At 73.6% G+C, this 26,380-nt stretch carries 24 protein-coding genes; 16 read left to right on the top strand and 8 right to left on the bottom strand.

Annotated elements, in window-relative coordinates; genetic code table 11:
* Positions 1 to 80: 80 nt before the first annotated feature.
* Together QUE47_RS04965 and QUE47_RS04960 are read right to left on the bottom strand one after the other, a co-directional pair.
* Positions 81 to 2,264: a SpoIIE family protein phosphatase gene (locus QUE47_RS04965; protein WP_286218821.1), complete on the bottom strand. Its 2,184-nt coding sequence runs from the start codon at positions 2,262 to 2,264 to the stop codon at positions 81 to 83.
* A gap of 94 nt (positions 2,265 to 2,358) precedes the next feature.
* A complete protein-coding gene (locus QUE47_RS04960) occupies positions 2,359 to 4,167 on the bottom strand; it encodes an AMP-binding protein (RefSeq protein WP_286218820.1) in 1,809 nt (602 codons plus the stop codon).
* Positions 4,168 to 4,299: 132 nt separating this feature from the next.
* Here QUE47_RS04960 and QUE47_RS04955 point away from each other — a divergent pair, with 132 nt between their 5' ends.
* Complete coding sequence (locus QUE47_RS04955) at positions 4,300 to 4,455, top strand: hypothetical protein (protein WP_286218819.1); 156 nt, start codon at positions 4,300 to 4,302, stop codon at positions 4,453 to 4,455.
* Positions 4,452 to 5,000, top strand: a complete 549-nt coding sequence (locus QUE47_RS04950; protein ID WP_286218818.1) for a hypothetical protein — start codon at positions 4,452 to 4,454, stop codon at positions 4,998 to 5,000. Before QUE47_RS04955 ends, QUE47_RS04950 begins: the two co-directional genes overlap by 4 nt.
* 5 nt (positions 5,001 to 5,005) lie before the next feature.
* Here QUE47_RS04950 and QUE47_RS04945 read toward each other — a convergent pair whose 3' ends face one another.
* Both QUE47_RS04945 and QUE47_RS04940 read right to left on the bottom strand, forming a co-directional pair.
* Positions 5,006 to 5,713: a potassium channel family protein gene (locus QUE47_RS04945; RefSeq protein WP_286218817.1), complete on the bottom strand. Its 708-nt coding sequence runs from the start codon at positions 5,711 to 5,713 to the stop codon at positions 5,006 to 5,008.
* Positions 5,706 to 7,064 (bottom strand): TrkH family potassium uptake protein, encoded by a 1,359-nt coding sequence (locus tag QUE47_RS04940; RefSeq protein ID WP_286218816.1) that lies wholly within the window; start codon positions 7,062 to 7,064, stop codon positions 5,706 to 5,708. Before QUE47_RS04940 ends, QUE47_RS04945 begins: the two co-directional genes overlap by 8 nt.
* Before the next feature lie 136 nt (positions 7,065 to 7,200).
* On the opposite strand from QUE47_RS04940, the gene QUE47_RS04935 reads away from it, so the two are divergent.
* From QUE47_RS04935 to QUE47_RS04920, 4 genes are all read left to right on the top strand, one after another.
* Positions 7,201 to 8,787 (top strand): LLM class flavin-dependent oxidoreductase, encoded by a 1,587-nt coding sequence (locus QUE47_RS04935; RefSeq protein WP_286218815.1) that lies wholly within the window; start codon positions 7,201 to 7,203, stop codon positions 8,785 to 8,787.
* A gap of 143 nt (positions 8,788 to 8,930) precedes the next feature.
* Positions 8,931 to 10,076 (top strand): MalY/PatB family protein, encoded by a 1,146-nt coding sequence (locus tag QUE47_RS04930; RefSeq protein WP_286218814.1) that lies wholly within the window; start codon positions 8,931 to 8,933, stop codon positions 10,074 to 10,076.
* Entirely contained in the window at positions 10,073 to 11,353 is a 1,281-nt protein-coding gene (locus QUE47_RS04925; protein WP_286218813.1) for a penicillin-binding protein 2, read from the top strand. The genes QUE47_RS04930 and QUE47_RS04925 overlap by 4 nt, the downstream gene beginning before the upstream one ends.
* Positions 11,350 to 12,177: a penicillin-binding transpeptidase domain-containing protein gene (locus QUE47_RS04920; RefSeq protein ID WP_286219395.1), complete on the top strand. Its 828-nt coding sequence runs from the start codon at positions 11,350 to 11,352 to the stop codon at positions 12,175 to 12,177. Before QUE47_RS04925 ends, QUE47_RS04920 begins: the two co-directional genes overlap by 4 nt.
* A gap of 22 nt (positions 12,178 to 12,199) precedes the next feature.
* On the opposite strand, the gene QUE47_RS04915 is transcribed toward QUE47_RS04920, so the two are convergent.
* A complete protein-coding gene (locus tag QUE47_RS04915) occupies positions 12,200 to 13,249 on the bottom strand; it encodes a magnesium and cobalt transport protein CorA (protein ID WP_286218812.1) in 1,050 nt (349 codons plus the stop codon).
* Positions 13,250 to 13,419: 170 nt separating this feature from the next.
* Between QUE47_RS04915 and QUE47_RS16610 the strand changes: the two genes are divergently transcribed.
* The 4 genes from QUE47_RS16610 to QUE47_RS04900 all read left to right on the top strand — a co-directional run bounded on the left by QUE47_RS16610 (position 13,420) and on the right by QUE47_RS04900 (position 17,331).
* The gene (locus tag QUE47_RS16610) at positions 13,420 to 13,491 is read left to right on the top strand and encodes a putative leader peptide (protein ID WP_350227730.1); all 72 of its coding nucleotides are present in this window, start codon (positions 13,420 to 13,422) and stop codon (positions 13,489 to 13,491) included.
* Positions 13,492 to 13,796: 305 nt separating this feature from the next.
* Positions 13,797 to 15,203 (top strand): dicarboxylate/amino acid:cation symporter, encoded by a 1,407-nt coding sequence (locus QUE47_RS04910; protein ID WP_286218811.1) that lies wholly within the window; start codon positions 13,797 to 13,799, stop codon positions 15,201 to 15,203.
* Positions 15,204 to 15,337: 134 nt separating this feature from the next.
* A complete protein-coding gene (locus QUE47_RS04905; RefSeq protein ID WP_286218810.1) occupies positions 15,338 to 15,976 on the top strand; it encodes an ArsR/SmtB family transcription factor in 639 nt (212 codons plus the stop codon).
* Positions 15,973 to 17,331 carry an MFS transporter gene (locus QUE47_RS04900; RefSeq protein WP_286218809.1) on the top strand — a complete coding sequence of 453 codons (1,359 nt, stop codon included), beginning with the start codon at positions 15,973 to 15,975 and terminating at the stop codon, positions 17,329 to 17,331. The genes QUE47_RS04905 and QUE47_RS04900 overlap by 4 nt, the downstream gene beginning before the upstream one ends.
* On the opposite strand, the gene QUE47_RS04895 is transcribed toward QUE47_RS04900, so the two are convergent.
* Both QUE47_RS04895 and QUE47_RS04890 read right to left on the bottom strand, forming a co-directional pair.
* On the bottom strand, positions 17,262 to 17,684 hold the full coding sequence (locus QUE47_RS04895; protein WP_286218808.1) for an MmcQ/YjbR family DNA-binding protein: 423 nt from the start codon (positions 17,682 to 17,684) through the stop codon (positions 17,262 to 17,264). The two genes, QUE47_RS04900 and QUE47_RS04895, sit on opposite strands and share 70 nt — an antisense overlap.
* A 14-nt stretch (positions 17,685 to 17,698) precedes the next feature.
* Complete coding sequence (locus tag QUE47_RS04890; RefSeq protein ID WP_286218807.1) at positions 17,699 to 18,589, bottom strand: NADP-dependent oxidoreductase; 891 nt, start codon at positions 18,587 to 18,589, stop codon at positions 17,699 to 17,701.
* Positions 18,590 to 18,730: 141 nt separating this feature from the next.
* Between QUE47_RS04890 and QUE47_RS04885 the strand changes: the two genes are divergently transcribed.
* The 5 genes from QUE47_RS04885 (at position 18,731) to QUE47_RS04865 (ending at position 22,226) form a co-directional block, all read left to right on the top strand.
* Positions 18,731 to 19,156, top strand: coding sequence for a TraR/DksA family transcriptional regulator (locus QUE47_RS04885; RefSeq protein WP_350227680.1), 426 nt, complete (start codon positions 18,731 to 18,733; stop codon positions 19,154 to 19,156).
* A gap of 24 nt (positions 19,157 to 19,180) precedes the next feature.
* Positions 19,181 to 19,654 (top strand): hypothetical protein, encoded by a 474-nt coding sequence (locus QUE47_RS04880; protein WP_286218806.1) that lies wholly within the window; start codon positions 19,181 to 19,183, stop codon positions 19,652 to 19,654.
* A 114-nt stretch (positions 19,655 to 19,768) separates the two neighbouring features.
* The gene (locus tag QUE47_RS04875; RefSeq protein WP_286218805.1) at positions 19,769 to 20,491 is read left to right on the top strand and encodes a copper resistance CopC family protein; all 723 of its coding nucleotides are present in this window, start codon (positions 19,769 to 19,771) and stop codon (positions 20,489 to 20,491) included.
* A 236-nt stretch (positions 20,492 to 20,727) separates the two neighbouring features.
* Positions 20,728 to 21,009, top strand: a complete 282-nt coding sequence (locus tag QUE47_RS04870) for an HU family DNA-binding protein (protein ID WP_286218804.1) — start codon at positions 20,728 to 20,730, stop codon at positions 21,007 to 21,009.
* A 191-nt stretch (positions 21,010 to 21,200) separates the two neighbouring features.
* Positions 21,201 to 22,226, top strand: coding sequence for an NADP-dependent oxidoreductase (locus QUE47_RS04865; protein ID WP_286218803.1), 1,026 nt, complete (start codon positions 21,201 to 21,203; stop codon positions 22,224 to 22,226).
* Between the two features lie 97 nt (positions 22,227 to 22,323).
* On the opposite strand, the gene QUE47_RS04860 is transcribed toward QUE47_RS04865, so the two are convergent.
* Positions 22,324 to 24,861, bottom strand: coding sequence for a lysylphosphatidylglycerol synthase domain-containing protein (locus QUE47_RS04860; RefSeq protein WP_286218802.1), 2,538 nt, complete (start codon positions 24,859 to 24,861; stop codon positions 22,324 to 22,326).
* 424 nt (positions 24,862 to 25,285) lie between these two features.
* On the opposite strand from QUE47_RS04860, the gene QUE47_RS04855 reads away from it, so the two are divergent.
* On the top strand, positions 25,286 to 26,377 hold the full coding sequence (locus tag QUE47_RS04855; RefSeq protein WP_286218801.1) for an HdeD family acid-resistance protein: 1,092 nt from the start codon (positions 25,286 to 25,288) through the stop codon (positions 26,375 to 26,377).
* Positions 26,378 to 26,380: the final 3 nt, after the last annotated feature.

The raw sequence follows: 26,380 nt of genomic DNA, 5'->3' as shown, positions 1-26,380 counted from the left end.
CTACGAGCGATGTCCGGAGCCGGTCCGGGCCGACCCTGCCCGACCATCCAGCGACCAGGGAGCGACCCGGGAGTGTCAGGTCACCGCCGCAGCGGGAGCGACGACCGTCGCTTCGTCGGGGCCTCCCTGCCGAGGTCGAACCACACCGACTTGCCCTCCTCGAGGGACGCCGTCCCCCAGTCGGTGGCGAACCGCGAGACGAGCTGGATCCCGCGACCCCCGGGCTGCTCGGGCGGCGGGTCGCGCAGGACGGGGAGCTCCGTCGAGCCGTCCGAGACCTCGATGTGCACGAGGTCGTCGTCGACGCGCACGGTGATGCTCACGGGCGGGTCCCCGTGCCGGAGGGCGTTGGTCACGAGCTCGCTGGTGAGCAGCATGGCGTCGCGGCGGACCCGCGGGCTCACGGCACAGCTCTCGAGGAGGTCGTCGACCCAGCGCCGGGCCCGTCCCGTGGCCGCCGCACCGGTCTCGATCGCGCGCGACCGGTGGAGCGGGTGCTGGTTCGTCGCGAGCCGGTCGGGTGCGCCGTCGCGGACCCGGGCGACGAGCACCGCGACGTCGTCCCGCTGACGATGCCCTACGACCCGCCGCACGAGCGAGTTGGGCAGCGCCCCGGTGGGCGTGTCGGCGTGGGCCTCCAGCGACGTGAGCACGGACTCGACGTCCGTCCCGGTCGCGGCGGTGCGGTCCTCGATCAGGCCGTCCGTGTAGAGCAGCAGGGTGTCCCCGGGCTCGAGCACGGTCACGTGGTCCTCCCGGAGCGCCGTCGGCACGATCCCGAGCATCAGGTCCGGGTGACCGTCGAGCGGCCGCGCCTTGCCCTCGGCGTCGAGGACGACGGGCGCCGGGTGCCCGGCGCTCGACCAGGTCATCGTGTAGGCGCCGGAGCGGGGGTGACGGTCCAGGCGGACGACGACGGCGGTGCCGGTCGCGTCGAGCCCGAGCCCCTTGTTCGCGCGGTCGAGCAGCCCGAGGAGCGTGGACGGCGCCTCGTCCTGGCTCCACGCGAACGTCCGGAGCATCGACCGGAGCTGTCCCATCAGGGCTGCCGCACCCATGTCGTGCCCGGTCACGTCGCCGATCATGAGCACGGAGGCCTGGTCGTCGATCACCACGGCGTCGTACCAGTCGCCGCCCACCTGGTCGGCGCGGGTCGCCGGCGAGTAGGTCGCGGCGAGCTCGAGCCCCGCGACGGGCGGCAGGTCCGTCAGCATCGCGGACTGGAGGGTGGTGGCCACCCGGCGGCGGTCCTCGAGCATCCGCACGCGGTCCAGCGCCTGGGCGGTGTAGCGGGCGAGGGCCTGCTCGACCGCGCGGTCCTCCCTGCCGGCCTCCTGCGCGGAGTCCCAGACGAGGAGGACGACGCCGGTCACCTCACCGCCCGACGTCATGGGCGCGAGGACGCGGGCCCCCGTCGCCGCGTCCAGAGCGACGTCCGGGTGGGCCGCGGCCACCGCGGCGGCGTCGCGGTACGAGACCAGCTCGCGCGTGCGGACGGCCTCGGCGACGGGGGAGTCGGCGTCGATGGCCGTGACGAGCGGAGCCGCCGCCTCGCCGGGCGGGAGGAACGTGTTGGAGGCGTAGGCGACGGTGTGCGCGCCGGGCACCCGGAGTGCCAGCCCGGTGTACCGGGCGCCGAGCCCGGAGGTCGCGACGTGCGCGAGCGTCTCCTCGACCTCGGCGATCGAGGCCGCCTCGGCGAACGCCTCGCTGAGCATGAGCAGGGCCCGGCTCTGGCGGTTGGCGCTGACGGCGGCGTGCTGGATGCGGCGCGCCCGCTCGCGCTCGGCGCGCAGCCGGAGCTCGGCGCTGCACGCCTCGGCGACGTCCTCGAGCGCCGCGAGGTCGGCAGCTGACCAGTCGCGCGGCCGGTCCTCGACCGCGCACAGGGCGCCCACCGCCCGGCCCTCGAGGTCGCGCACGGGGTACCCGGCGTACGCGCCGATCCCGAGGGCGTCGATCATCCGCAGGTCGCCCATGCGCGGGTCCTGGCGCGTGTCCGCGACGACGTACGGGGCGTCGTCCGCCACCACGAACTGGCTGAAGGCCGGCCCGGGCGGGAGCTGGCGGCTCCGCTGCGTCTGCTCGGGGAGCCCGCACGCGCCGGGGAGCACCCGGCGGTCGGCGAGGACGAGGACGACGGCCGCGCCCATGGTCCGCAGCTCGCGCTGGAGCACGCGGGCGAGCCGGTCGAACGAGACGTCGCGCGTGGCCTCGCCGAGCCCTGTCTCCAGGAGGTCGCGCAGGGCGCTCGCGTCCGTCATGGCGTCAGTATGGTCGAGAACCGTGCGCGCCGTCGGGTGTCGGTGCTGCGTCAGAGCAGGTCCGGAGCAGTTCCGGCGCTCCGTCAGAGCTGTGTCACGGCCGCCGCAGCAGGTCCTCGCGGACGACCCGGCGCAGCACCTTGCCGATCTGCGAGCGCGGCAGCTCGCGCACGACGACGATCTTGCGCGGGAGCGCGTACCGGGCGAGGTGCTTCTCGCCCCAGGCGCGCACGGCCTCGAGGGTCGGGGCGACGCCGGAGATGACGATGGCGGCGACGACGTGCTCCGTGCCGCCCGCCCCGCCGCTGCCGGAACCGTCGCCGGACCCCGCGCCCCCGGCGTCCGGCATACCGACGACCGCGACGTCGTCGATGCCCGGCATGCCGCGCAGGACGTCCTCCACCTGCGACGGGAAGACTTTGAAGCCGCCGGTGATGATCATCTCCTTGACCCGGTCGACGAGCGTCAGGACGCCCTCGGGGGTCTGGGTGACGACGTCACCCGTGCGGATCCACCCGCCGTCGAGGAGCACGCCGGCGGACTCGTCGGGGCGCTGCCAGTAGCCGGAGAAGACCTGGGGGCCGCGCAGCAGCAGCTCGCCGCGCACGAGGCCCGCCTCGGGCCCGTCGTCGGCGCCGGGCTCCGCGTCGACCGGACCCGAGGGCTCGTCGGGCGATCCCTGGACGACGACGCGCGCGTCCGTGCTCGGGAACGGCAGTCCCAGGGTCCCCGGCGTGCGCTCGGCGGTGCACGGGTTGCCCACGGCGACCGGGGACGTCTCCGTCATGCCGTATCCCTCGATGAGCAGCCCGCCGGTGGCGGCCTCCCAGCGCGCCGCCGTGGCGGCCGAGATCGGCATGGCGCCCGCGAAGGCGAGCCGGATCGACGTGAGCGCGTCGAGGTGCCCCGAGCGCTCGGCGGCGTCGACGAGGCGGTCGAACATGGGAGCCACGCCCGCCATGAAGGTGGCGGGGCGCCGGCGCGACGACGCGACGACGGCGTCCGGGTCGAACTTCGGGAACGGCACGAGGGTCGCCCCGATCGCGACCGGGAGGGTCATGCACAGGGTCAGGCCGAACGCGTGGAAGAACGGCAGGACCCCGTGGACGACCTCCTCGCCGGGTCGGAACTGCGCCCACGCGTGGCCCTGGACGACGTTCGCGACCAGGTTGCGGTGGGTGAGCACAGCTGCCTTCGGGACGCCCGTGGTGCCGCCGGTGTACTGCAGGAGGGCGACGTCGTCCGACGACGGGCGCGGGCGCTCGTCGAGGGCGTCGAGCGGCAGGGGCTCGGCCGCGGCGACGAGGCGGTGCCAGCGGCGTGTGCCGGCGGGCACGGGCCCGGTCATGGCTGTGCGGGTCTCGCGCGCGGCGCTGACGGGCAGGCGCAGCGCGAGACGCTTCGTGGTCGGCAGGTCGCGGGTCATGTCGACCGCGACGAGGTGTCGGACGGCGGTGCCGTCGCAGGCCTCGACGACCGTCGCCACCGCGCCGTCCCAGACCAGGGCGACGGTGGCCCCGGAGTCCGTGAGCTGGTGGCGCATCTGGTCGACGGGGTAGGTCGGGTTGTGCTCGACGGCGATCGCGCCGAGCCGCAGGATCCCGTAGAAGGCGGCGACGTGGGCGGCGCAGTTGGGCATGACGAGTGCGACCCGGTCCCCGGCGCGGACCCCGAGGTCCGCCAGGACGCGGGCGGCTCGCGCGGTCTCGTCGGCGAGCTCCGCGAACGTCGTGGTGGCGCCGAAGAAGTCGACCGCGACCCGGTCGGGCCAGCGCTCGGCGGCCCGGACCAGGGCGCTCGTGAGGTCCTCGTCGGGGACGGTCACGGTGGCGGGCACGCCCGGGGCGTAGTGGGCGAGCCACGGTCGCGAACGGTGGGTCGGCGTCGCGGTCTCAGGATTCACTACGCAACCGTAACTTACGGTGGCGTAGGTTCTGCGCGTTCGAGAGGTCCTTCACAAGGTCACCACCCGTTGCAGGCTCGCGCCGACGGTCGCAGACTGGAGGTCCTACTACTCCGCCCGGGGGTGACCGGCGTGACTGCGATCGGCTCGTTCGACATGCTTCCCATGCTGGGGCGCGGCAAGCACCGCAACCCGAAGCGTGGCGCCTGCTTCATGGAGCTGGCGTCCTACCTCGCGGGGAGAAGTGGTCAGACCACCCCGCGTGCACCCACCCGCTGCTCGCCATGACGGCGCGCGCGGTCAACGACCTCACCTCGAACGCCAGCCGGCCACGGCTCGCGCCGCTCGTCCCCTCGGTGATCGGGCTGACGAGCAAGGACCCGCGATGGGCCGTGCGGATCGCGCTGCGGGCCGCTCAGCGGTCGCTGCCGGTCGCGCCGGCGGACCGCCAGCAGACCCTGGCCGTCGCGATCCTCGGGTGCGAGCGCATGCTCGACGTGCTCGACGACCGCCCGGCCGGGACGCGCGAGGAGGCCTCCGCCCAGGCGCTCGCCGCGGCACCGGTCTCCGCCGCGTGGGCCGAGGAGTTCTGCATCGGCGGCAAGGTGCGTCCGTCGCGGTTCGTCCGCGACGCGGCCCCGAGCATCGTCGCGGTCTCCGTCCAGTCGCTCGCCGAGGCCGTCGTCTTCGACACCGACGCGGTCCTCTACGACCTGCTCGACGACGTGATCGGCCTGTGCCGCGAGTGGTCCGGCGAGACCGGGGTCGTCGTACCCGACCTCGCCCCCGAGGACTGGCGTGACGTCGTCCGGCCCGCGGGGGTCGACGTCTAGAGCGCTCAGCGCAGCCGCGCGAAGGCCTCGGCCTTCGCCACCTGTCCCGCGACGATGATCGTGTCGTCCGGCGCGAGCACGGTCGTGTTGCTCGCGTACGACCAGTTCCCCGCGGCCGTGCGGACCGCGACGATCGTGACGTCGTACTTCGGTCGCAGGTCGGACGTGCCGAGGGGTACCCCGAGGTACTCGGCGGGCGCCGTCCGGCGGATCATCACGAACCCGGACTCGACCTCGATGTAGTCCTGGATCGTGCTGCGCACCAGGTGCGCGACGCGCTTGCCCATGTCGTGCTCCGGGCGGATCACGTGCGGAACCCCGAGCTGGCGCAGGATCTCCGCGTGCGGGTTGCCGATCGCCTTGGCCCAGATCTCGATGTTGTCGTACTTGAGCAGCAGCGACGTCGTGAGGATGCTCGCCTCGAGGTTCGAGCCGATGCCGACGACGGCGCGGTCGTACTCGGGGACGGCGAGCTGTCGCAGCACCTCGTCCTTCGTGGTGTCGGCCCGTACGACGTGGGTCAGCACACCGTTGAGGGACTGCACCACGTCCTCGTCCGCGTCGATGCCGAGGACCTCGGTCCCCGACTTCACGAGCTCGCGGGCGAGCGAGCGCCCGAACCGCCCGAGGCCGAGCACGACGACGGAGTCGGCGTCCGCGAGCCGCTCTGCAGGGTGCTGGCCGAACCAGCCGGACTTCGACGACCTAGCCAATGATCGGCCTCTCCTTCGGGAGTTCGTACAGTCTGCCGCGCTTTCGCAGGACGAGCGCGGTGGCGAGGGTGATCGGCCCCAGGCGGCCGATGAACATGAGGGCGACGAGCACGAGCTGCGCGGCCGTCGGGAGGTCCGGGGTGATCCCCGTGGACAGACCCACGGTGGCGAACGCCGAGATCACCTCGAAGAGCGTGCGGTCGAGCCCGAAGTCCTCGAGCGTCAGCAGCAGCATCGTGGAGCCGACCACCGCGGCGACCGCGAGGAGCGCGACGCTGATGGCCTGGCGGTGGGTCGAGCGCGGCAGGCGCCGGCCGAACACGTTCACGGCGACCTCGCCGCGGACCTCGGTGAAGATGATGAAGAAGAGGACGGCGAAGGTCGTGACCTTGATGCCTCCGCCGGTGCCGGCCGGCCCGGCGCCGATGAACATGAGGATGTCGGTCCCGAACCAGCTCGTCGACGTCATGGCGCCGGTGTCGACGCTGTTGAAGCCCGCCGTGCGCGCCATCGTCGACTGGGTGAACGACGTCAGCAGCTTGCCGCCGAAGTTCATGTCGCCGATCGTGCCGGGGTTGCGCCACTCGGAGAACAGGAAGAACCCGGTCCCGATGGCGAGGAGGGCGGCCGAGACGACGAGGACCAGCCGCGTGTTCATCGTCCAGTGCACCGGCCGGCGGTAGGTGCGGTGCAGCTCGTGCAGCACCGGGAAACCCATGCCGCCGATGATCACCGCGGCGCAGATCGGCAGCACGATCATCGGGTCCGTGGCGTAGCCGACGAGGGAGTCGGAGAACAGCGAGAACCCGGCGTTGTTGAACGCGGACACCGCGTGGAAGATCCCGAGCCAGAGGGCGTGCAGCGGGTGCTCGCCGTGGAACAGCCACCACCAGAGCCAGAGGATCACGGCGATGATCCCCTCGATGATCATGGCCGTCTTGATGACGCGCAGCGTCAGGGCGCGGATCCCGCCGATGCCGTGGGTCTTGGTCTCCGCGGCCGCGGTGATGCGGGTCCGCAGACCGATGCGCCTGGCGACGACGATCCCGAGGACGGTCGCGAACGTCATGACGCCCAGCCCGCCGATCTGGATGAGGACCAGGATCACGACGTCGGCGAACGGCGTCCAGAACGTCCGGGTGTCGACGATCGACAGGCCGGTCACGCAGACGGCCGAGGCGGCGGTGAACAGGGCCTCCATGAACGAGGCGCTGCCCTTGCCGGCCCGGGCGATGGGCAGCATCAGCGCCGCGGTCCCGGCCGCGAGGGTGAGGAAGAAGCCGAGCACGATGACCTGCGCGGGGTGCAGCCCCCGCAGCAGCCCGAACCGCCACCTTCTCTTCCCCGGCACGGGCCGATGCTAGACCCGATCCGGGGCGGGCACCGGTCCGGCGCGGCAGCCGGGGCCGGTGGCCGCGCGACGCCCTTCGGTCCGACGCCGGCGTACCGTTGTCATTGAGATTTCAACCGGTGCGCGCGGAGGTTCCATGCCCGACTACGGCCACGACCTGCTGTTCGGCAGCTTCCTCACCCCGGACGCGTCCGACCCGGCGGCGGTGATCGGTCTCGCGCAGGTCGCCGACGAGGTCGGCCTCGACCTGGTGACCGTCCAGGACCACCCGTACCAGGCGCGGTTCCTCGACGCGTGGACCCTGCTGACGGCGATCGCGACCAGCACGGTGCACGTCTCGGTGGCGCTGAACGTCGCCAACCTGCCGCTGCGCCCGCCCGCCGTCCTGGCCCGCAGCCACGCCGCCCTCGACCGCATCACGGGAGGTCGGGTCGAGCTAGGACTCGGGGGCGGGGCGTTCTGGGACGCGATCCAGGCGAACGGCGGACCCCGGCGCACGCCCGGCGAGACGGTGCGTTCGGTCGAGGAGGCCGTCGCGATCACCCGCGCGCTCTGGGACGTCGACGGCGGCCCGGCCCGGGTGCGCGGCGAGGTCTATGACGTGCACGGTGCGCACGCCGGACCCGCGCCCGCCCACGACATGGCGATCTGGATCGGTGCCGTCGGGCCGCGGATGCAGCGGGTCATCGGCCGCGTCGCCGACGGCTGGCTGCCGTCGATGGCATACCTCGGCCCCGACAAGCTGCCCGAGGCGAACGAGCGCATCGACGAGGCCGCGCTCGCGGCCGGCCGGGCGCCGTCCGACGTCCGACGTCTCTACAACATCGCCGGGCGAATGACGGCGGGTCCGGCGGGCGCGGGTCGCGGTCTCCTGCAGGGTCCGCCGGCGGTGTGGGCGGAGCAGCTCGCCGACCTGGCGCTCGGCCAGGGCACGAGCGCGTTCGTCCTCGCCTCGGACGACGCCGACACGATCCGCCGCTTCGCCGCAGAGGTGGCCCCCGCAGTCCGCGAGCAGGTCGAGGCGGAGCGGCTCACCGGAGCGAGCGACCGGGCGGACGAGTCAGAGGATGCCGAGACCGCGCGGGGGCCGACGACCCTGCGACGCCAGGGCGACGGTGCCTTCACGGTGGTCCCGACGCCCGACGACGGCACCCGCCGCAGCAGCGTCCGCGTCTGGGACGAGTCCACGCGCCCCACGGCACCGGCGGCGCCCGAAGGCCACGAGTACACCGACCACGAGAACGCCGACGGCCGGCACCTCGTGGACGTGCACGACCACCTGCGGGCCGAGCTCACGCAGGTGGAGGACCTGATCGCCCAGGTCGAGCGCGGCGCGATCGGTGTCGGGGCCGCGCGCTCGCACATCAACACCATGACGATGCGGCAGAACAGCTGGACCCTCGGGACGTACTGCGAGTCCTACTGCCGCCTCGTCACGACGCACCACACGATCGAGGACCGCAGCATGTTCCCGGCCCTGCGGCGCGCGGACCCTGGACTCGGGCCCGTCGTCGACCGGCTCGAGGAGGAGCACCGGGCGATCCACGACGTGCTCGAGGGCGTCGACCAGGCCCTGGTCGCCATGGTCGGGGAGGACGACCGGACGGCAGGTCTCCGCAGGCTCCGTGCCGCGGTCGACCTGATGAGCGACACCCTGCTGTCCCACCTGGCGTACGAGGAGCGGGAGCTGGTCGAGCCCCTCGCCCGGCTCGGGTTCGCCTGACGCGTGCCACCTGGCACGACACGCGGCGCCGCGGGACCGGCGTAGCGTGTTCGGGTGGCCATCGACACCCCCGGGCTCGCCCCGACCGACCTGAGCACCCCCTGGACGTCTACTCGCTCGACGAGCTACGACGTCGGACCTCCGTGAAGTGGCGCGCCTACGCGCCCGACGTCCTCCCGCTGTGGGTGGCGGAGATGGACGTCCAGATCGCACCCGCGGTGCAGGACGCCGTCGCGCGGGCCATGCGCGACGGCGACACCGGGTACAACTACGGTCCCGTGTACCAGGAGGCCCTCGCCGAGTTCGCCGAGCAGCGGTGGGGCTGGTCGTTCGACGTGGCGCACGCCCGCCCGCTGGCCGACGTCATGGTCGGGATCACCGAGGTCCTCAGGGTCCTGACCCGACCCGGCGAGGCCGTCGTCGTCTCCCCGCCGGTCTACCCGCCGTTCTTCGCGTTCCCGGCCGACGCCGGCCGTGAGGTCGTCGAGGCCCCGCTCGGCGCGGACGGACGGCTCGACCTCGGGGTCCTGGAGACGGTCTTCGCGAACGTCACGGGCGCCGGGACGTTCGGCCGCGGCTCCGGCCACGGCAAGGGAGCCGCGTACCTCCTGTGCAACCCGCACAACCCGACCGGTGTCGCGCACACGCGCCCCGAGCTGGAGGCGCTGCTCGCGCTGGCGCAGCGCTACGGCGTCCGCGTCGTCTCGGACGAGATCCACGCGCCGATCGCCGGCCATCTCGGGACCGACGGGCCCCGCTACACACCGCTGCTGACCGTCGAGGGGTCGTCCGGCGCGGTCGCCGTGCTCTCGGCCTCCAAGGCCTGGAACCTCGCGGGTCTGAAGACGGCGGTCGCGGTGGCCGGGCCGGACGCCGCGGCAGACCTCGCCCGGATCCCCGAGGTGGCGTACCACGGGGTCTCCCACCTCGCGGTGATCGCCCACTCGGCAGCGCTGCGCGACGGCGTCGACTGGCTCGACTCGACCCTGGCCGGCATCGCCCGCAACAAGCGTCTCCTCGTGGACCTGCTGGCCGACCACCTGCCCACGGTCCCCGGCACGCCGACCGAAGCCACCTACTTCGCCTGGCTCGACTGCCGCGCGCTCCCCGGGCGCGCCGGCGAGGACCCGTTCCGGTTCTTCCACGACGAGGCGCGCGTCGCGCTCAACGACGGGACGACCTTCGGCACCGGCGGCGCGGGCTTCGTGCGGATGAACCTCGCGACGTCGCCCGCGGTCCTCACCGAGGCCGTCGAGCGCATGGGGCGCGCCGTCGGCGGTCGCGGGTGACCGGTCGGCGTCCCGTCGCGCTGGCCGTCACCGGCGCGGCGGTCCTCGTCGCCGGGCTCGCGGGCTGCACCGACGACGACCCGAGCCCCACACCGACCGCCGAGGCGCTCGCTGCGGCGCTCGACCTCCACGGCGCGCCCCCGGAGGCACCCGACGACTCTGCGGTGGACGGCGCCGCGCTGGCCGCGGCGCTCGCGGACGTCCCGTTCGCGGGGAGCGAGGCGTCCGACGTCGCCGCCGACATCGCCGCAGCACTCGGGCCGCTCGGCGACCTCGGCCGCTCTGTCGAGGTGGGTGCGGTCGTCCTCGACCAGCCGTCGGCGGGCGACGGCGACCCGGCGACGGCGACGGCGACGCTCGACTGGTCGTGGGACGTCTCGTCCGCGGTCCCCTGGCAGTACTCGACCCAGGTCACCCTCGAGCTCGCCGAGAGCGCCGGTACGGAGGCGGCGGCCGACGCGGAGGCCTGGCAGGTGGACTGGTCCGCCGACGCCCTCGTGCCGGGGCTGGTGGCGGGCGACACCCTGCGGCTCGACCGCGTCGCGGCGGAGCGGGCCGGGATCCTGGACCGGGACGGGGATCCGATCGTCGAGGAGCGCCCCGTGGAACGGTTCGGCATCGACAAGACGCACATCGACGCCGACGACCAAGAGGACTCTGCGCGCGCCCTGGCCGACGGCTTCGGGTACGACGCCGACGCCTTCGCGGCCCAGGTCGCCGCTGCGGGCGACAAGGCTTTCGTCGAGCTCGTGACGCTCCGGGAGGACGAGGCGCAGGCCGCGGCGGAGTGGGCGCGCCGGATCCCCGGCGTGAACGTCCTCGCCGACACGATGCCGCTCGCACCGTCGAAGGGCTTCGCGGCGCCGCTCCTCGGCCGCGCGGGGGAGGCGACCGCGGAGGCGATCGAGGACTCCGACGGGTCGGTCGAGGCGGGGGACGTCGTCGGGCTCTCGGGACTGCAGGCCGCCGCCGACGAGCAGCTGCGCGGCGCTCCCGGGGTCACGGTGTCCGTCGTCCACGGCGAGGGCCTCGACGGGACCACCGACGGCGACGACGAGATCTTCAGCACCGAGCCGGTCGCGGGCGTGCCGCTCTCGACGACCCTCGACGTCGACAACCAGCTCGCCGCCGAGCAGGTGCTGGCCGACGTCGACGGTGCGAGCGCGATCGTCGCGATCGACGTCCCGACGGGCGACGTCCTCGCCGCGGCGAGCGGACCGGGGGCGACGGCTACTCGACGGCGACACTCGGGCAGTACGCGCCCGGCTCGACCCTGAAGGTCGCCACCGCGCTCGCGATGCTGCGCAGCGGCCTGACGCCCGACTCGATCCTGCCCTGCACGCCGACGATCACGGTCGACGGCCGGGAGTTCCAGAACGTGCCGGGATACCCGGAGTCGTCCCTGGGGGACATCCCGCTGAGCGAGGCGATCGCCCACTCGTGCAACACGGCGATGATCTCGCAGGCGGGGATCGTGTCGCAGGAGGCGCTGCACGACGCCGCCGCCGACCTGGGCCTGGGCGTCGTCGCGCCCGGGCTCGGGGTGCCCGCGGCCTACGGCTCGGTCCCGGAGACCGCCGACGGGACGGCCCACGCCGCCGCGCTCATCGGCCAGGGGGAGGTCGTCGCCTCACCCCTCGCGATGGCCACGCTCGCAGCGAGCGTCGCGGCCGGTCACCGCGTCGAGCCTGTGCTCGTGCGCCCCGCTGCTCAGGACACTGCTCAGGGCGCTGCCCAGGACCCGGTGCAGGACGCGAGTGAGGCGACCCCGACGGACGCAGCGGCTGAGGCGCCGGACACGGCGGGCGAGGCGCAGGTCGCACCGCCGAACGACCTCACCCCCGACGAGGCGGCGGCGCTCCATGACCTGATGCGGGGCGTCGTCACGGACGGCAGCGGCAGGGCCCTCGCCGACCTGCCCGGCGACCTGGCCGCGAAGACCGGCACCGCCGAGCACGGCGAGGGCTCGGGCGTGCACGCCTGGATGATCGCGATCCAGGACGACCTCGCGGTCGCGGTGATGGTGGAGGACGGCGAGAGCGGCTCGGGCACCGCCGGCCCACTCCTGCACGACTTCCTCGAGGCCGCCGCCCAGGGCTAGCGCGCGGGACGGTCCCCGGCGGCTACAACCAGCCTCGACGCTTGAACGCCCAGAAGAGACCGAGCCCGAGCACGAGCATGAGGACGATCGACGCGGGGTAGCCCCACCGCCACGCGAGCTCGGGCATCCACGCGAAGTTCATGCCGTACACCGCGGCGATGAGCGTCGGGGTGAACAGGATCGCGGCCCACGAGGAGATGCGCTTCATGTCCTCGTTCTGCCGTTGCCCGACGAGCGTCGCGTTGACGGTGAGGATCCGGTCGAGGCTGTCGCGCACCTCCGCGACGTGCTCTGCGACGCGCTGGAGGTGGTCGTCGACGTCCTGGAGGTAGTCCTGGAGCTCCGTCGGGACCTCGTGGGCCGTGAACCCGCGGCGGAGCCTCGCGACGACGTCGCGCAGCGGGACGACGGCGCGCTGCAAATCGATGACCTCGCCCGTGAGGCGGTAGATGCGCTCCGGGGCGGCGTCGTCGCCGGTGAACACCTGGCGCTCGATCTCGTCGACGTCGGTGCTGATCGCGTCGAGCACGGGGCTGTAACCGTCGACGACCTGGTCGAGCATCGCGTACAGGAACGACTCGGGGCCGAGGTCGAGGACGTCGGGCTCGACGGGGGTGTGGTCGATCGTCGGCCAGGGCGTGTCCCGCTCGACGCCGTGCCGGACGACGACCACGGTCCGCCCGTGGAGCACCACGTGCAGCTCGGTCAGGACCACGTCCTCGGCGTCGTCGACGTACGCCGCCGAGCGGACGACGGCGAAGAGCGCGTCCCCGTGCCGCTCGAGCTTGGGGCGCTGCTTGCCGTGGATCAGGTCCTCGACGAGCAGCGGGGACAGGTCGAGGGTCTCGGCGAGGGCCGCGACCTCGGACTCGTGCGGGTGGTCGTAGGTGACGAGCACGATGCTGCCGCTCCGGGCGGCGTGGGCGATCGCCGCGGGCACGTCCAGGTCGAGGGTCCCGACGGGGACCCCGTCGCGGTACTCCGTGATCCGGGCTGTCGTTGCGGGTTCGACGGCGCTCGGGCGCTCGGCGGCCCGCCGCCGTCCGGGCAGCGAGGGGATGCGGTGTGCCACGCGTCCTCCTGCTGGGTCGGGGTCGGGGCCGGGGTCGGCGCCTCCGGCCGAGCCTATCGGTGGCAGGCCCGCTGCCCGGTCGGTGACGAGGGTCACGGTCGCTCGGGGAATGGCCGGAGGCCGAGCGCGTTGCACCTGACGACGAACCACCGACCGAGGGAGTCCTCCGCGTGATCACGTGGAACCTGACCGAGCGCCGCGCCGTCGACCTGCACCGGGTCGCCAGCGCGCTCTGTCGCTGACCCCTCGCTCCTGCGCGGGCCGTCGAGCCTGCGCCCCGGACGCGTCCCGCCACCGGCGGTGACCGCGTCCCCTCCTGGCCCCGCCGCGCCGTCCGACCTCGGTAGCGCGCGCCCGGCCCCTTCTTCCCCCGATCTCCCGTGAGCGCGGGCGGCCACCTGCGGTGCGCCGTCCGGTACTCGATCCCGTGCTCACGGGGGAGGTCTCGAAAGGTCAGACCTTGTCCACTCAGAATCCTCAGACCAGCGCTGCGGCCGCCACCGCCCACACCGACCCGCCTCGCCGGCGTCGGCCCACCTGGCTCCGCATGCCCTCGTTCTCCGTCCAGATCGTCCTGGGCCTCGTCCTCGGTGTCCTGCTCGGCTGGGTCGCCCTGTCCATGGGGCCGGTCGACGGCCCCGACGGCGAGACCGCGAACTGGCTCACCACGACGCTCGACACGATCGGGTCGTCGTTCGTGACGCTCCTGAAGGCGATCGTCCCGCCGCTCGTCTTCACCGCGATCGTCGCGTCGATCGCCAACCTCCGACAGGTCACGAACGCCGCGCGGCTCGCCGGCCAGACCCTGCTCTGGTTCGCCATCACGTCCGCGATCTCGGTGTCCGTGGGGATCGGTCTCGGCCTGCTGTTCCAGCCGGGCAACGCGTCCTCGCTCACCCCCGCCGAGGGCTCCGAGCCCAGCGGCGGCGGCACCTGGCTCGACTTCCTCGACGGGTTGATCCCGGGCAACTATCTGGGCCTGGGTGCGCGCACCAGCCTGGAGACCGGGGCGGACGGCTCAGCGTCCGGTGCGAGCACCTCCATCAGCTTCAACGTGCTCCAGATCGTCGTGATCGCCCTCGTCATCGGCATCGCCGCGCTCAAGGTCGGGCGCAAGGCGGACCCGTTCATCGACCTCAACCGGTCGGCGCTCGCCGTGATCCAGAAGGTGCTGTGGTGGGTCATCCGGCTCGCCCCGCTGGGCACGCTCGGCCTCATCGGCAACGCGATCGCCACCTACGGGTGGGACCTGCTCGCGCCGCTCGGGACCTTCGCGCTCGCGATCTACACGGGCCTCTTCGTGGTCCTGTTCGTCATCTACCCGATCGTGCTGCGCAGCAACGGCCTGAAGATCAGCAGCTACTTCAAGGGCGCGTGGCCCGCGATCCAGCTCGCGTTCGTGTCCCGGTCCTCGATCGGCACGCTGCCCGTCACCCAGCGCGTCACCGAACGCAACCTCGGGGTGCCGCGCGAGTACGCGTCGTTCGCGGTGCCGCTCGCCGCGACCACGAAGATGGACGGCTGCGCCTCGATCTACCCCGCGATCTCGGCGATCTTCGTCGCGCAGATCTTCGGCATCGACCTGTCGATCACCGACTACCTGCTCATCGCGTTCGTCTCCGTCGTCGGCTCGGCCGCGACCGCCGGGCTCACCGGCGCCCTCGTGATGCTCACGCTGACGCTCTCGACGCTCGGGCTGCCCCTCGCGGGCGTCGGGCTGCTCATCGCGATCGACCCGATCCTGGACATGGGCCGCACCGCGGTGAACGTGGCCGGGCAGGCGCTCGTGCCCACGGTCGTCGCGAAGCGTGAGGGGATCCTCGACGTCGAGCAGTACGACTCGGTGAACACCGAGGACCTGTTCGTCGAGGACGACACGGACGCGGACGAGGTCGAGGACGAGGTCGTGGCCGCGCCGGCAGCGGAGGAGCGTGACCTCGAGCCGGCACGCTGAGCGAGACGAAGGCCGCCCGGACGCCGCGAACGCGGTGTCCGGGCGGCACCTCTCCCGCGATCCCGTCCGGGCGGCACGGTCGTCGGCGCCGAGGCGCTATTGCAAAGAACCTTTCGAAAGACTATTTTCGATTCATGGACCGAGCGCAGCCTGACGCGACCCCCGAGCCCTCGACCGGTCGGGACGAGCCCGCACCGCCATGGCCCGTCCGGGAGATCACCGACCCGCGCGAGCTGCGCGCGCTCGCCCACCCGACCCGATTCGCCCTCCTCGACCTGCTCGCCGAGGGCCCGCTCACCGCGACGCAGTGCGCGGAGCGGCTCGGGGAGTCGCCGGCCAGCTGCTCGTACCACCTGAGGCAGCTCGCCCGGTACGGGCACGTGACGCCCGCCGAGGGCGGCACCGGTCGGCAGCGCCCGTGGAAGGTGCGCGACGAGGGGATCCGCTGGGACGAGTCCAGCCCCGCCGGGGAGGCCGCAGGCAGGCTCCTCGCGGAGACCGTCGACGAGCACCGCTTCGAGTCGTGGCGCCGGTTCCGGGCCGTGCGGGCCGAGCAGCCCGAGGAGTGGCGGCGGTCCGCGCTCTCGACGGACGTGCTCGCCTGGTTGACCCCGGCCGAGCTCCGCGCCGTCACCCAGAAGATCTACGACGTCTTCGGCGAGTACGAGCACCGCGAGGCCGACCCGTCGCAGCGCCCGCAGGACGCGAGCCTCGTGCGGTTCTTCGCCTACGCGTACCCGGGGTCCACCGCGGACCTCGAGGCAGCCCCGTGACCGGCGGCACCGGGGGAGAGGGCCGCTCGGCCGGAGCGAGCGTCGCCGGGGATGCGCTCGACGAGCTCCGGCGGGCCCGCCGGCGGTTCGTCGTCCTCACCGGCCTGCGGTGGCTCCCGGTCGGCGTCGCCGTGCCGGTCATGGTGCTCCTCATGCGCGAGCGGGGCCTCGACCTCGCCACCGTCGGGCTGCTCGGGGCGGTCTACAGCGCGGTCACCGTCACCCTCGAGCTCCCGACGGGCGGCCTGGCGGACGTCGTCGGACGCCGCCCGGTGCTCGTGGTCTCGTCGGTGCTGTCGATCGTCGCGGTCGCCGGGGTCGCGCTCGGGACGAGCGCGCTCGCGCTCGGTGGCGCCTACGCGCTCTGGGGTGTGTCCCGCGCTCTCGACTCCGGCCCGCTGCAGGCCTGGTACGTGGACCAGGTCCACGCGGTCGACCTCGACGCCGACCTCAAGCCCGGCCTCGCACGCGCGGGCGTCGCCGAGTCCTCCGGTCTCGGGATCGGCGCGCTCGCCGGGGGCGCGCTGGTCGCCGTCTCACCCCTCCCCACGACCGGCGCTCCGCTCATCGCGCTCTCGACCCCGTTCCTGCTCGCGGCGCTGCTGGGCGTCGCCCACCTGGTGTTCCTGCTCGCCTGGGTCCACGACCCGCCGCGTGCCCGCCGGGCGACCCTGCGAGACGTGCTCCGCGACGTGCCGGCGACCGTCGCGCACGGGGCGAGCCTCGCCGTCCGGCACACCGTCCTGCGACGGATCGTCGGCTTCATGCTCGCGTTCGGGGTGGCGCTCGCCGCGATCGAGCTGCTCGCCCCGAACGCGTTCGCACAGATGCTCGGCGGCGAGTCCCGCGCCGCCGCACCGTACGCGGTGCTCGTGACGCTCGGCTTCTTCGGGTCGGCGGCGGGGTCGAGCCTCGCGCCGCTCGTGGCCCGGCTGGCCGGGCGGTCGTCGCGCGGGGTGCTGATCACCGCGGTGCTCTCCGCCGGGGCGCTCGCCGCGATCGGCGTCCCCGTGATCGGCGTCGCGGCGGCGGCGTTCGTCCTGTTCTACCTGTTCCTGGGCATGGGCGGGCCGCTGCTCGACGAGCTGACGCACCGGTCCGTGGGGCCGCGCGAGCGGGCCACCATGCTGTCGGTGAACTCGATGGCGCTGCAGGTCGGCGGGGTCGTCGCGAGCCTCGCGATCGGGGCGCTCGCCGGCGCGACGTCGCTCGCGGTCGGCCTAGTCGTTGCCGCGGCGGTCCTCGTCGTCGGCGCCGGAGCGATGATCGGGCTGCGCGCCCCGGCTCAGCGGTCGGCGGGCGACCCGGCCTCGTCGAGCAGCCGCACCAGCCTCGGCCCGGAGACCTCGCGGTAGGAGGCGTCGACGAGCTCGGCGACCTCCTGCCGGTCCACCGGCGCGGCGTCCAGGTCGAGGCCGAGCCAGCCGTGGGACCCGAGATAGGCGGGGACGAACGTGCGCGGGTCCTGCTCCAGCGCGGGTCGGTCCTCGACAGAGGGCCGGAACAGGACGGCGTGGTCGTAGGGGGTCATCGGCCCGCCCGGCTCCGGGTTCTTCACGGAGCCGCCGTAGTACGCGAACGTGACCCGGGCGTAGAAGTTCGGCCGGCCGTGGGACACGCGCTCGCGCGCCTCGGGGAACGCGAGGCACAGCTCGCGCAGCATCGCGAGGTGCCGGTCCTCGTCCTCATACATCTTCGGGTGCGCCATCGTGCCCCGACCTCCTAGATCGTCAGGACGACCTTGCCCCTGGTGTGCCCCTCCTTGACGAGCGCCTCGGCCTCGGCCACCTCAGCGAGCGGGAACCTCGCCGAGATCTCGACGTCGAGGCGCCCGGCCTCTGCCAGCGCGACGACCTCGGCGAGGGCGCCCTTCTGGTCCGTCTTCGCGCGGATGCCCGCGGCCTCCGACTCCGGCGATCCGGCGATCGTCACCGCCCGCTCCAGATCGTCGAGCACCTCGACGGTCGTCGCCACGGAGTCCGCTGTCCCGGCGAGATCGACCGAGCACGTCACGCCGCCGTGCTCGCGCACCGCGGCGGCCAGCCCCTCCCCGTACACCAGCGGGTCCGCGCCCAGCGAGCGCAGGTAGTCGTGGTTCGCCTCGGACGCCGTCCCGATCACCTTCGCGCCGAGCGCGAGGGCGATCTGGACCGCCATCGAGCCCACGCCGCCCGACGCGCCGTGGATCAGCACCGTGTCGTCGGGGCCGACGTCGACCTGGACCAGCGCCGAGAACGCGGTCGCCCCGGCCACGGGGAGGACGGCGGCCTGCGCCCACGAGAGGTTGGCGGGCTTGGCCACGACGTGGGTCGCGCGGACGAGGGAGTGCTCGCGCTGCGCGCCGGTGCCGTGCCAGATCACCTCGTCGCCGACCTGGGGCGCGTCGACGCCGTCGCCGACGGCGGTGACGACGCCCGCGGCCTCGAACCCGAGGGTCGCCGGGAACCGCTGCGGACCGAACCCGCCCGCGAGCGCCTTCCAGTCCGCCGGGTTGACCCCGATCGCCCGGTTCGCCACGACCACCTCGCGCGATCCCGGCTCCGGGACCTCCTCGTCGGAGACCTCGAGGACCTCGGGTCCGCCGAACGTGCCGTACGTGATCACGGTGCTCATCGGTCCACTCTGGCACCGGTGCGGCGGGGCCGACACCCGGGCGGCGGGCAGCAGCGGGAAAGTACGGCCGGGATGGCGGCGGGAAGTACAGCCGGGAAGGGCGGCCGGGAAGGACTCGCAGGCCGGTGACGTTCTTCCCTCGTGGACCACGACCAGACCTCGCCGCCCGGTGTGTCGGCGTGCGTGCCGGTGCCGGTGCCGGTGCCGGTGCCCGTGACCGACCCGGCCGCGGGCCGGCGCCCCGAGCTCGAGTCCCTGCACGCCCTGCGCCGGTCGACGACGTCGCGCCTCGCGTCGCTGCGCGCCGAGTCCGCCGACATCGTCGAGGCCGCGCGCGGGCAGAACGGCGACGACGAGCACGACCCCGACGGGGCGACCGTCGCGTTCGAGCGGGCCCAGGTCCTGGCGCTCACCCGCGACGCGCAGACGCTCCTGGCCGAGGTGGACGCGGCGATCGCACGGGTGGACCGGGGCACCTACGGGGTGTGCGAGGCGTGCGGGGAGCGCATCCCGGCGGCGCGGCTCGACGCGCGGCCGACGGCGCGGGCCTGCGTCGGCTGCGCCTGAGACCGCCTCTGCGATCATGGGCGCATGAGCCGCCCCGACCGAGCGCGACGACCAGCGGGGCCGGCGCGTACCGGGCGACCGGCCGCGGCGCGCGCTCTCGTCCCGGTCCTGGGCGCGGTGTTGGGCGCGTCGGTGCTGGTCGCCTGCTCGGCGACCGGGGACCCGGCCGCGGGGACGGACGGTGAGGACACCTGCGCGCCACCGCTCATCACCGTGGAGCCCCGCGCCGTGGCCGCGGGGGACGACGTCGTGGTGACCGGGCGTGACTTCGCGCCGAGCGGGGGCTGCCGGGACGAGGACGGCGGCGCGCTCGCCGCGGGGACGGACCTCACCGTCGTGTTCGAGCAGGGTGGTCGGACGACGGAGCTCGGGTCGGTCACGATCGGTGCCGACGGGTCGTTCGAGACGGCCGCGACGATCCCCGTCCGTGCGGACCTCGGCCGGGCCGCCGTCCGGGTCGACGGCGCCGAACGCGTGCGCCTGCACATCTCGCCCTGACGCACCGCGGCGACGACTATTCTGGGACGCGACCTGCGCCGTCCGACATCGTGCGCGGTCCTGCCCACAGCACGTGCCCGCCCCGACCGGGCGGGCGTCCGTCGAAGGAGCCCCATGCGCCGAACCGCCGTCCGTCATGCCCTTGCGGGAGGCACCGTCACCGCCCTCACGGGTCTGCTGCTGCTCGGTGCGGCCGGGCCCGCGGCCGCCCACGACCAGCTCCTGGAGTCCGACCCGGCGGACGGCGCGACGGTGGACCTGCCGCCCGACGCCATCACCCTCACGTTCAGCGACTCGGTGCTCGAGGTCTCGCCCGAGGTGATCGTCGAGACGGCCGACGGGACCGACGTCGCGGACGGCGACCCGAGGGTCGAGGGCGCCGACGTCGTCCAGCCGCTCGCCGCGGACGCGGGTGCGGGCGACTACGCGGTGAGCTGGCGGGTCGTCTCGGCCGACGGCCACCCGATCGACGGGTCGTTCGAGTTCACGGTCGCCGGTGCGCCGGAGCCCGAGCCGGCCGACGGCGGCGACTCGACGGACGAGGGCGGTGCGGCGGCGTCCGACGAGCCCTCCGAGGAGCCGAGCGCCGTGCTCCTCGGCGGGGACGAAGGGCTGATCGCGACGAACCCCGCGGACGACGAAGCCACCGACGCGACCGAGACCCCTGCCGCGGACGATGCTGCCGGCGACGTCCCGGTCGTGCCGATCGTGGTCGCGGTCGTGCTGGGGCTCGCGATCGGCGGCACGGTCGTCGTGCTGCTCGTGCGACGGTCACGGACCGGCCTGACCCGTGGCGCGGACGACGGCCCCGGGTCCGGGCAGGCCGACGGGTCCTGACCGCCGCTACCGGGCCGCAACAGGCCTGCAACCGGGCCCGAACCTGGCCAGAACCGGGCCAGAATCGGCCCTGTCGGGGCCCGAATGTGCCGAGACTCACCGCTCGACGCGCCGAATCGGTGAGAAATGGGCTCAAAACCCAGTGTTCATGCCGAATCTTGCGCCGAACCGTGTCAGAGTGGTGCCCGTCGCACCTGGGCAACCGCCCACGGACGCGTGAACTAGAGAGGAACCTCATGGCGCTCAACAAGTCTGATCTGGTCGCTGCTATCGCTGAGAAGGCCGGCCTGTCCAAGGCCGACGCCGACAAGGCCGTCAGCGCCCTCCAGGACGTTCTCGTCGACTCGCTCGGCAAGGGCGAGGCAGTGAAGATCACCGGGCTGCTCTCGGTCGAGCGGGTCGAGCGCGCTGCTCGTACCGGCCGCAACCCCCGCACCGGCGAGGAGATCTCGATCCCCGCAGGCTACGGCGTGAAGGTCAGCGCGGGCTCCGTGCTGAAGAAGGCCGTCCAGAAGTGACGCCCGCGGTGCGCTGACGCGCACCGCCCGACGGCGCACGCCGTCAGACCTCGGACCCCGGGGCGCAGCTGCGCCCCGGGGTCTCGTCGTGCGCCGGGGTCTCGTATTCCTGCGCGGACGGTCGTGATCCTCACACCGCCCGAGCGCCCCCGATGGTCGCGACCGCCGCGGCGGCGTGCCATCGTCGAACGATGACGACGAACAGCACCAGCACCCGTGTCCTGCTCGCGGCCCGCCCTCACGGCTGGCCTACAGACGAGAACTTCCGCGTCGAGACGGTCGACCTCCCGGCGCTCGCGGACGGCGAGGTCCGGGTCGTCAACGAGTTCTGCTCGGTCGACCCGTACATGCGCGGCCGCATGAACGACGTGAAGTCGTACGTCGCGCCGTTCGCCTTGGACGAGCCGCTGACCGGCGGGGCCGTCGGCCACGTCGTGGAGTCGCGTTCCGACGCGCTCGCGGTGGGGGACGCCGTCACGCACCAGCTCGGCTGGCGCGACGTCGCCCAGGCCGGTGCCGACCAGTTCCGCAAGGTCGACGAGATCCCGGGCGTCCCGCTCTCGGCGTATCTGGGGATCCTCGGCCTGACCGGTCTGACGGCGTGGGTCGGGCTCCAGGAGATCGCGGCGCTGAAGGAGGGCGACGCGGTGTTCGTCTCCGGCGCTGCCGGGGCCGTGGGCAGCGCCGCGGGCCAGATCGCGCGACTCCTCGGGGCGAGCCGCGTCGTCGGGAGCGCCGGCTCGTCCGAGAAGGTCGAGCGGCTCACGTCGCGCTTCGGGTTCGACGCCGCGTTCGACTACAAGGCGGCACCGGTCCGCGAGCAGCTGCCGCAGGCGGCGCCCGACGGGATCGACCTGTACTTCGACAACGTCGGCGGCGACCACCTCGAGGCGGCGCTCGACGTGCTGAACCCCGACGGGCGGGTCGCGCTGTGCGGCGCGATCTCCGGCTACAACGAGACCGAGCCGCAGCGCGGCCCGGACAACATGGTCAACATCGTCAAGAACAGCCTGCGGCTGCGCGGGTTCACGCTCGGGGCCTACATGCACCACGCGCCCGCGTTCTACGCAGCGATGGGGCCGTGGCTGGCCTCGGGCGAGGTCGTCCACGACGAGACCGTGGTGGACGCGCGGGGCGACGTGGGTGCGACCGTCGGGGCGTTCCTCGGCCTCCTGCGCGGCGAGAACACCGGGAAGATGGTCGTCCGGACGGCCTGAGCCGAGCCGGCCCCCGCTCGGCCTGAGCATCGAGGCCGGGCGGGGCTCCGTCGCCGTGCGGGGCTCCGCCGTCCGGCACGGTGCGACGAGAGCGTGACTAGAGGTCGCCCGTACGCTGCAGGTAGCGCATCGCGACCCAGCCGAACGGGATCCGTCCCCAGTACGTGGCGACGCGGAACACGGCGGTCACGGCCGTCGCGATACCGAGGGGGATGCCGGCGGCGGTGAGGCCGGTGGTGAGCGCGATCTCGATCGCGCCGATGCCGCCGGGCACCGGGACGGCAGCGCCCGCGGCGTTGCCGACGAGGTAGATCAGGGCCGCGTCGATGAGGGTGAGGTCCTGGCCGAACGCGGCGAGCGACGCGTCGAACGCGAGCACGTAGCTGAGCGTGAGGATCACGTTGCCGGCGACCCCGAGCACGAGCCGCCAGGGCTGCCCGAGGATCTCGCTGAGCCGCGGCCAGATCTGCTGCGCGGTCGGGCGCACCTTCGCGAGGACCCAGACCCGCACCTTGGGGATCAGCATCGTCGCGAGGACCGCGACGAGCACGGCCGCGATGACGAAGAGCACGGTGGTCGACGGCAGCTGGACGAGCCCGCCCTCGCCCGTGAGCACGGACAGCAGGAGCAGCAGCAGGATCGTCACGACGAACTGCGAGACCTGGACGACGGTCACTGTCGCGACGGCCAGCGGTGTCTTGACCTTGCGCCGCGTGAGCATCTGCAGGTTGAGCGCGGCGGCGCCGACACCGGCCGGGGCGGCGAGCGCCACGAAGGACCCGGCCGCCTGCGTGTAGATGGTCCGCGACCACGGCAGCTTCACCGGCGAGAACGCGACGAAGCTCATCGCGGAGCCGATCCACGTGAACAGGCCGAGGCCGAACGCGGCGAGCGCCCACCACGGGTTCGCCTGCGCGAGGGCGGCCGTGATCTCGTCGAGCTTGATCGTCCCGAGGATCACGAAGGCGGCGACGATGCCGAGCGTCAGCATGATGATCGTGCGGGCGCCGAACCGTTCGATCTTCGCCGGCTCGACGACGGCCTCGGGCAGCTCGGTGACGAGGGCGGCACGCAGGTCCGCGAGCAGCCCCTTGTCCCGTCGGATCTCCTCGCGCGTCGTGCGCGGGAGGGCGATCGGCTGCAGGAGCGGGCCGATCGCGGCGATCTCGTCGTCCGGCAGCACGTCGACGGCCGACGCGACCGCGCGCGCCGCACCGACCCGCAGCGCGAGCAGCGCGATCATCTGGGTGATGTCCATGCGCCGGGCGAACTCGGTGGACGCGACGTCGCCCTGCTCCCACCCGGTCAGCCACACCTTGGGACGCGCGTCGTCCGTGCGGTCGATCAGCAGGATGTCGGAGGTCAGGGCGCGGTGCGCGAGCCCTGCGGAGTGCGCCGTGCGGATCTGCCGCCACGCCTCGGCGAGGACCGCGTCGGTCACGTGGTCGGGGTCGAGGTCGCGCAGGGAGACGCCCGGGGCGTGCTCCTGGACGAGGACCATCGAGTCCGTCGCCTCGCCGATCCCGAGCAGGCGCGGCGTGCGGACCCCGGCGGACGTCGCGGCGTACGAGAGCAGCGCGTCGCGCTCGGCCACGGCGCGCAGCGAGATCGCGGCGCGGTTCCCGAGGCCGCGCAGCCGCAGCGCCCGCCAGAACCGGGTCAGGAACCCGACGACCTGGCGGTCGCCGTCGAGGACGACGACGTCGCGCCGCTTCCCGTACGGCGTGAACATCGAGTAGACCCGCTTGTCGCCCGCGCGGCTCAGGGCGATGGCTGAGGGGTCGGACGACGCGGTGTCGGCCGGGTCGTCGCGCCGGGCCTCGGGGAGGAGCCCGGGGACGATCGTGGCGTCCTCGGTGATGGTGACCGGGACGCCGTCCCGCAGGACGGGCCCGAGCTGGATCCGGTCGATGACCACGCCGTCGCGGTCGAGGCGGGTGACGTCGTCGGTCGCGGCCTCCGCACGGGCGGCGTCGGACGACAGGTCTCGCACGCGGACGATCGTCGACGGGGTGAAGCCGGCCCGGCGTACGGCGGCGACGAGGTCCGGGCCGTAGGCGCGCTCCGACCGCACGCCCGACACGTAACGGACGGCGAAGCCGACGACCCGGCCGAACAGCACGGCGAGCAGGGAGCCCGGGAGCGACACGAGCCCCGTGATGACGAGGACGACGAGCGTGAAGAACAGGAGGTTCCAGGACCAGGCGACGGTCCGGCGTCGGGTGCGGGGACCCGCCACCGTCAGGAGCGCGCCGAGGGACGCCGCGTACAGGGGGAGGCTCAGCGTCTGGTCGGCGCCGAACCCGACGGACAGGTCGGCGATCAGGGCCTGTGATCCCCACAGGTGGATCGCCTCGGTGAGCAGGGCGCCGAGGACGAAGGCGGCGGCGACCGCGATGATCGACTCGACGACCTGCCGTCCGAGACGCCGGAACCCGAGCTCGACGAGCACGGCCGCCGGGGCGAGCAGGATCACGACGAGCTGGAGCACCTGGACGGGGAAGATCAGGAGTCGACCGAGCAGGGTCGAGAACCCGCGGACGTCCTCGGTCACGCCGCTGGTCGTCCCGTGGGCGAAGACCGTGAGCAGGAGCACGGCGACGCAGCCGACCGCGGCGGCGACGAGCGCGAGCATGTCGGAGGGGTTGCGGACCCTCTTCTCGTCGGTGTCGACGACGGTCGTGGCGATCTCGGGGGTTCTACGGACTCGACGGCCTCGGACACCTCGGTCGCAGGCGTCGCGAGGACGTCCGTGGACTGCGGCGAGGTGTCCACCGGACCTCCGGGCGTGGTGTCCGCCGCGAGCTCGGTCGGTGGGTCCGTCGGTGGGTCGGTGGAGGCCGTCGGGGCGCCAGAGGTCACGGACCCGGGCGCACCGGTCTCGGTTCCCCTACCACGCATGCCATGAGTCTAGGCGGGCCCGGCCCGTCGAGCCCGCGTGCGGCGCCGTCTCCTGCCAAGATGGTCACGCCGACAGTGCCAGCAGTTCTGTCGGTGGTCCGTCCGGCGATGGAGTCGGCGGAGCAGGCGGGTCACGAGCGGAGCAGGCGGAGGTTCACATGGCGCGCACGACGTCGACCGAGAAGGCCGGCACGAACGGCAAGGCCGCGAAGGAGCCGCGCGCGTTCCGCCGGGTGTGGTGGATCCCCGTCGTGCGGGGCCTCGTCCACCTGGTGCTGGGTCTCGTCCTGCTCCTCGAGCCGATGCAGACGCTCGAGAAGGTGCCGTGGATCTTCGGCGGCTTCCTCGTGGTCGACGCGGTGCTCCTGCTGCTCCAGGGTCTGGTGCAGCGCAAGCAGCTCGGGTCGGTCTGGTGGGTCGTCCAGGCGGTCGTGAACCTCGGCTTCGGCGTGGCGATCGCGTTCTGGCCGAACATCACCGAGGTCGCGCTCTACTACCTGCTCGTGGTCTGGGTGCTGGTGATCGGCGTGACGGCGATCATCGGCGCGTCGTTCCTCACGAGGAACCGGGACCTCGCCGGGTCCTGGATGCTCGCCTTCGGCCTCGTCTCCACCCTCTTCGGCCTCACCCTGCTCACGCAGAACCTCGGTGACGAAGGTCTGCTGTTCGTCGCGATCGTGTTCAGCCTCTACGCCGTCGTCGCGGGGGCGGTGCTGCTCGTCTCCGGCTTCGCGGTGCGTGCGATGGCCCGCGAGCTCCGGGAGCTGCGCGAGCAGGCCGTCGCCGCGGGGGTCGTCGTGACCGGTGGCTCGGTGCTGGGTGGCGCGGCGGTCGCCCCGGTGGTCGCGGCCCCGCACACCGAGCCGGCGCCCGAACCGGCAGCCGCGGGCGAGCCCACGGGGGAGCCGTCGCCCGAGCGCGCGCCCGAGCCGACCGCTGCGCCCGAACCCGCCCCGGAGCCGACGCCGCTCGATCCTGCGCCTGCCCGGGACGACTCACCCGCCGCTGAGGACACCCCGCCGTCGACGGACTCGCCCGCGTCGGAGCCCACGCCGCTCGATCGAGCGCCTGGGGCCGCGGGGAGCGCACCGGACAGCGGGACGGACCGGACGCCGTCCGGCACCCCCGACGAGCCGGGGACGACGACGGGCCCGACCACAGGTTCCTCGACGGACCCGGTCGTGGGGACCAGTGAGACCAGCGAGGATCGCCCGGCGCGCCGCATGCCGTGGCACCGGGACGCCGACTGAACG

The sequence above is a fragment of the Paraoerskovia sediminicola genome (assembly GCF_030296575.1).
GTDB lineage: Bacteria > Actinomycetota > Actinomycetes > Actinomycetales > Cellulomonadaceae > Paraoerskovia > Paraoerskovia sediminicola.
This window is presented reverse-complemented; position numbering and strand designations above follow the sequence as displayed.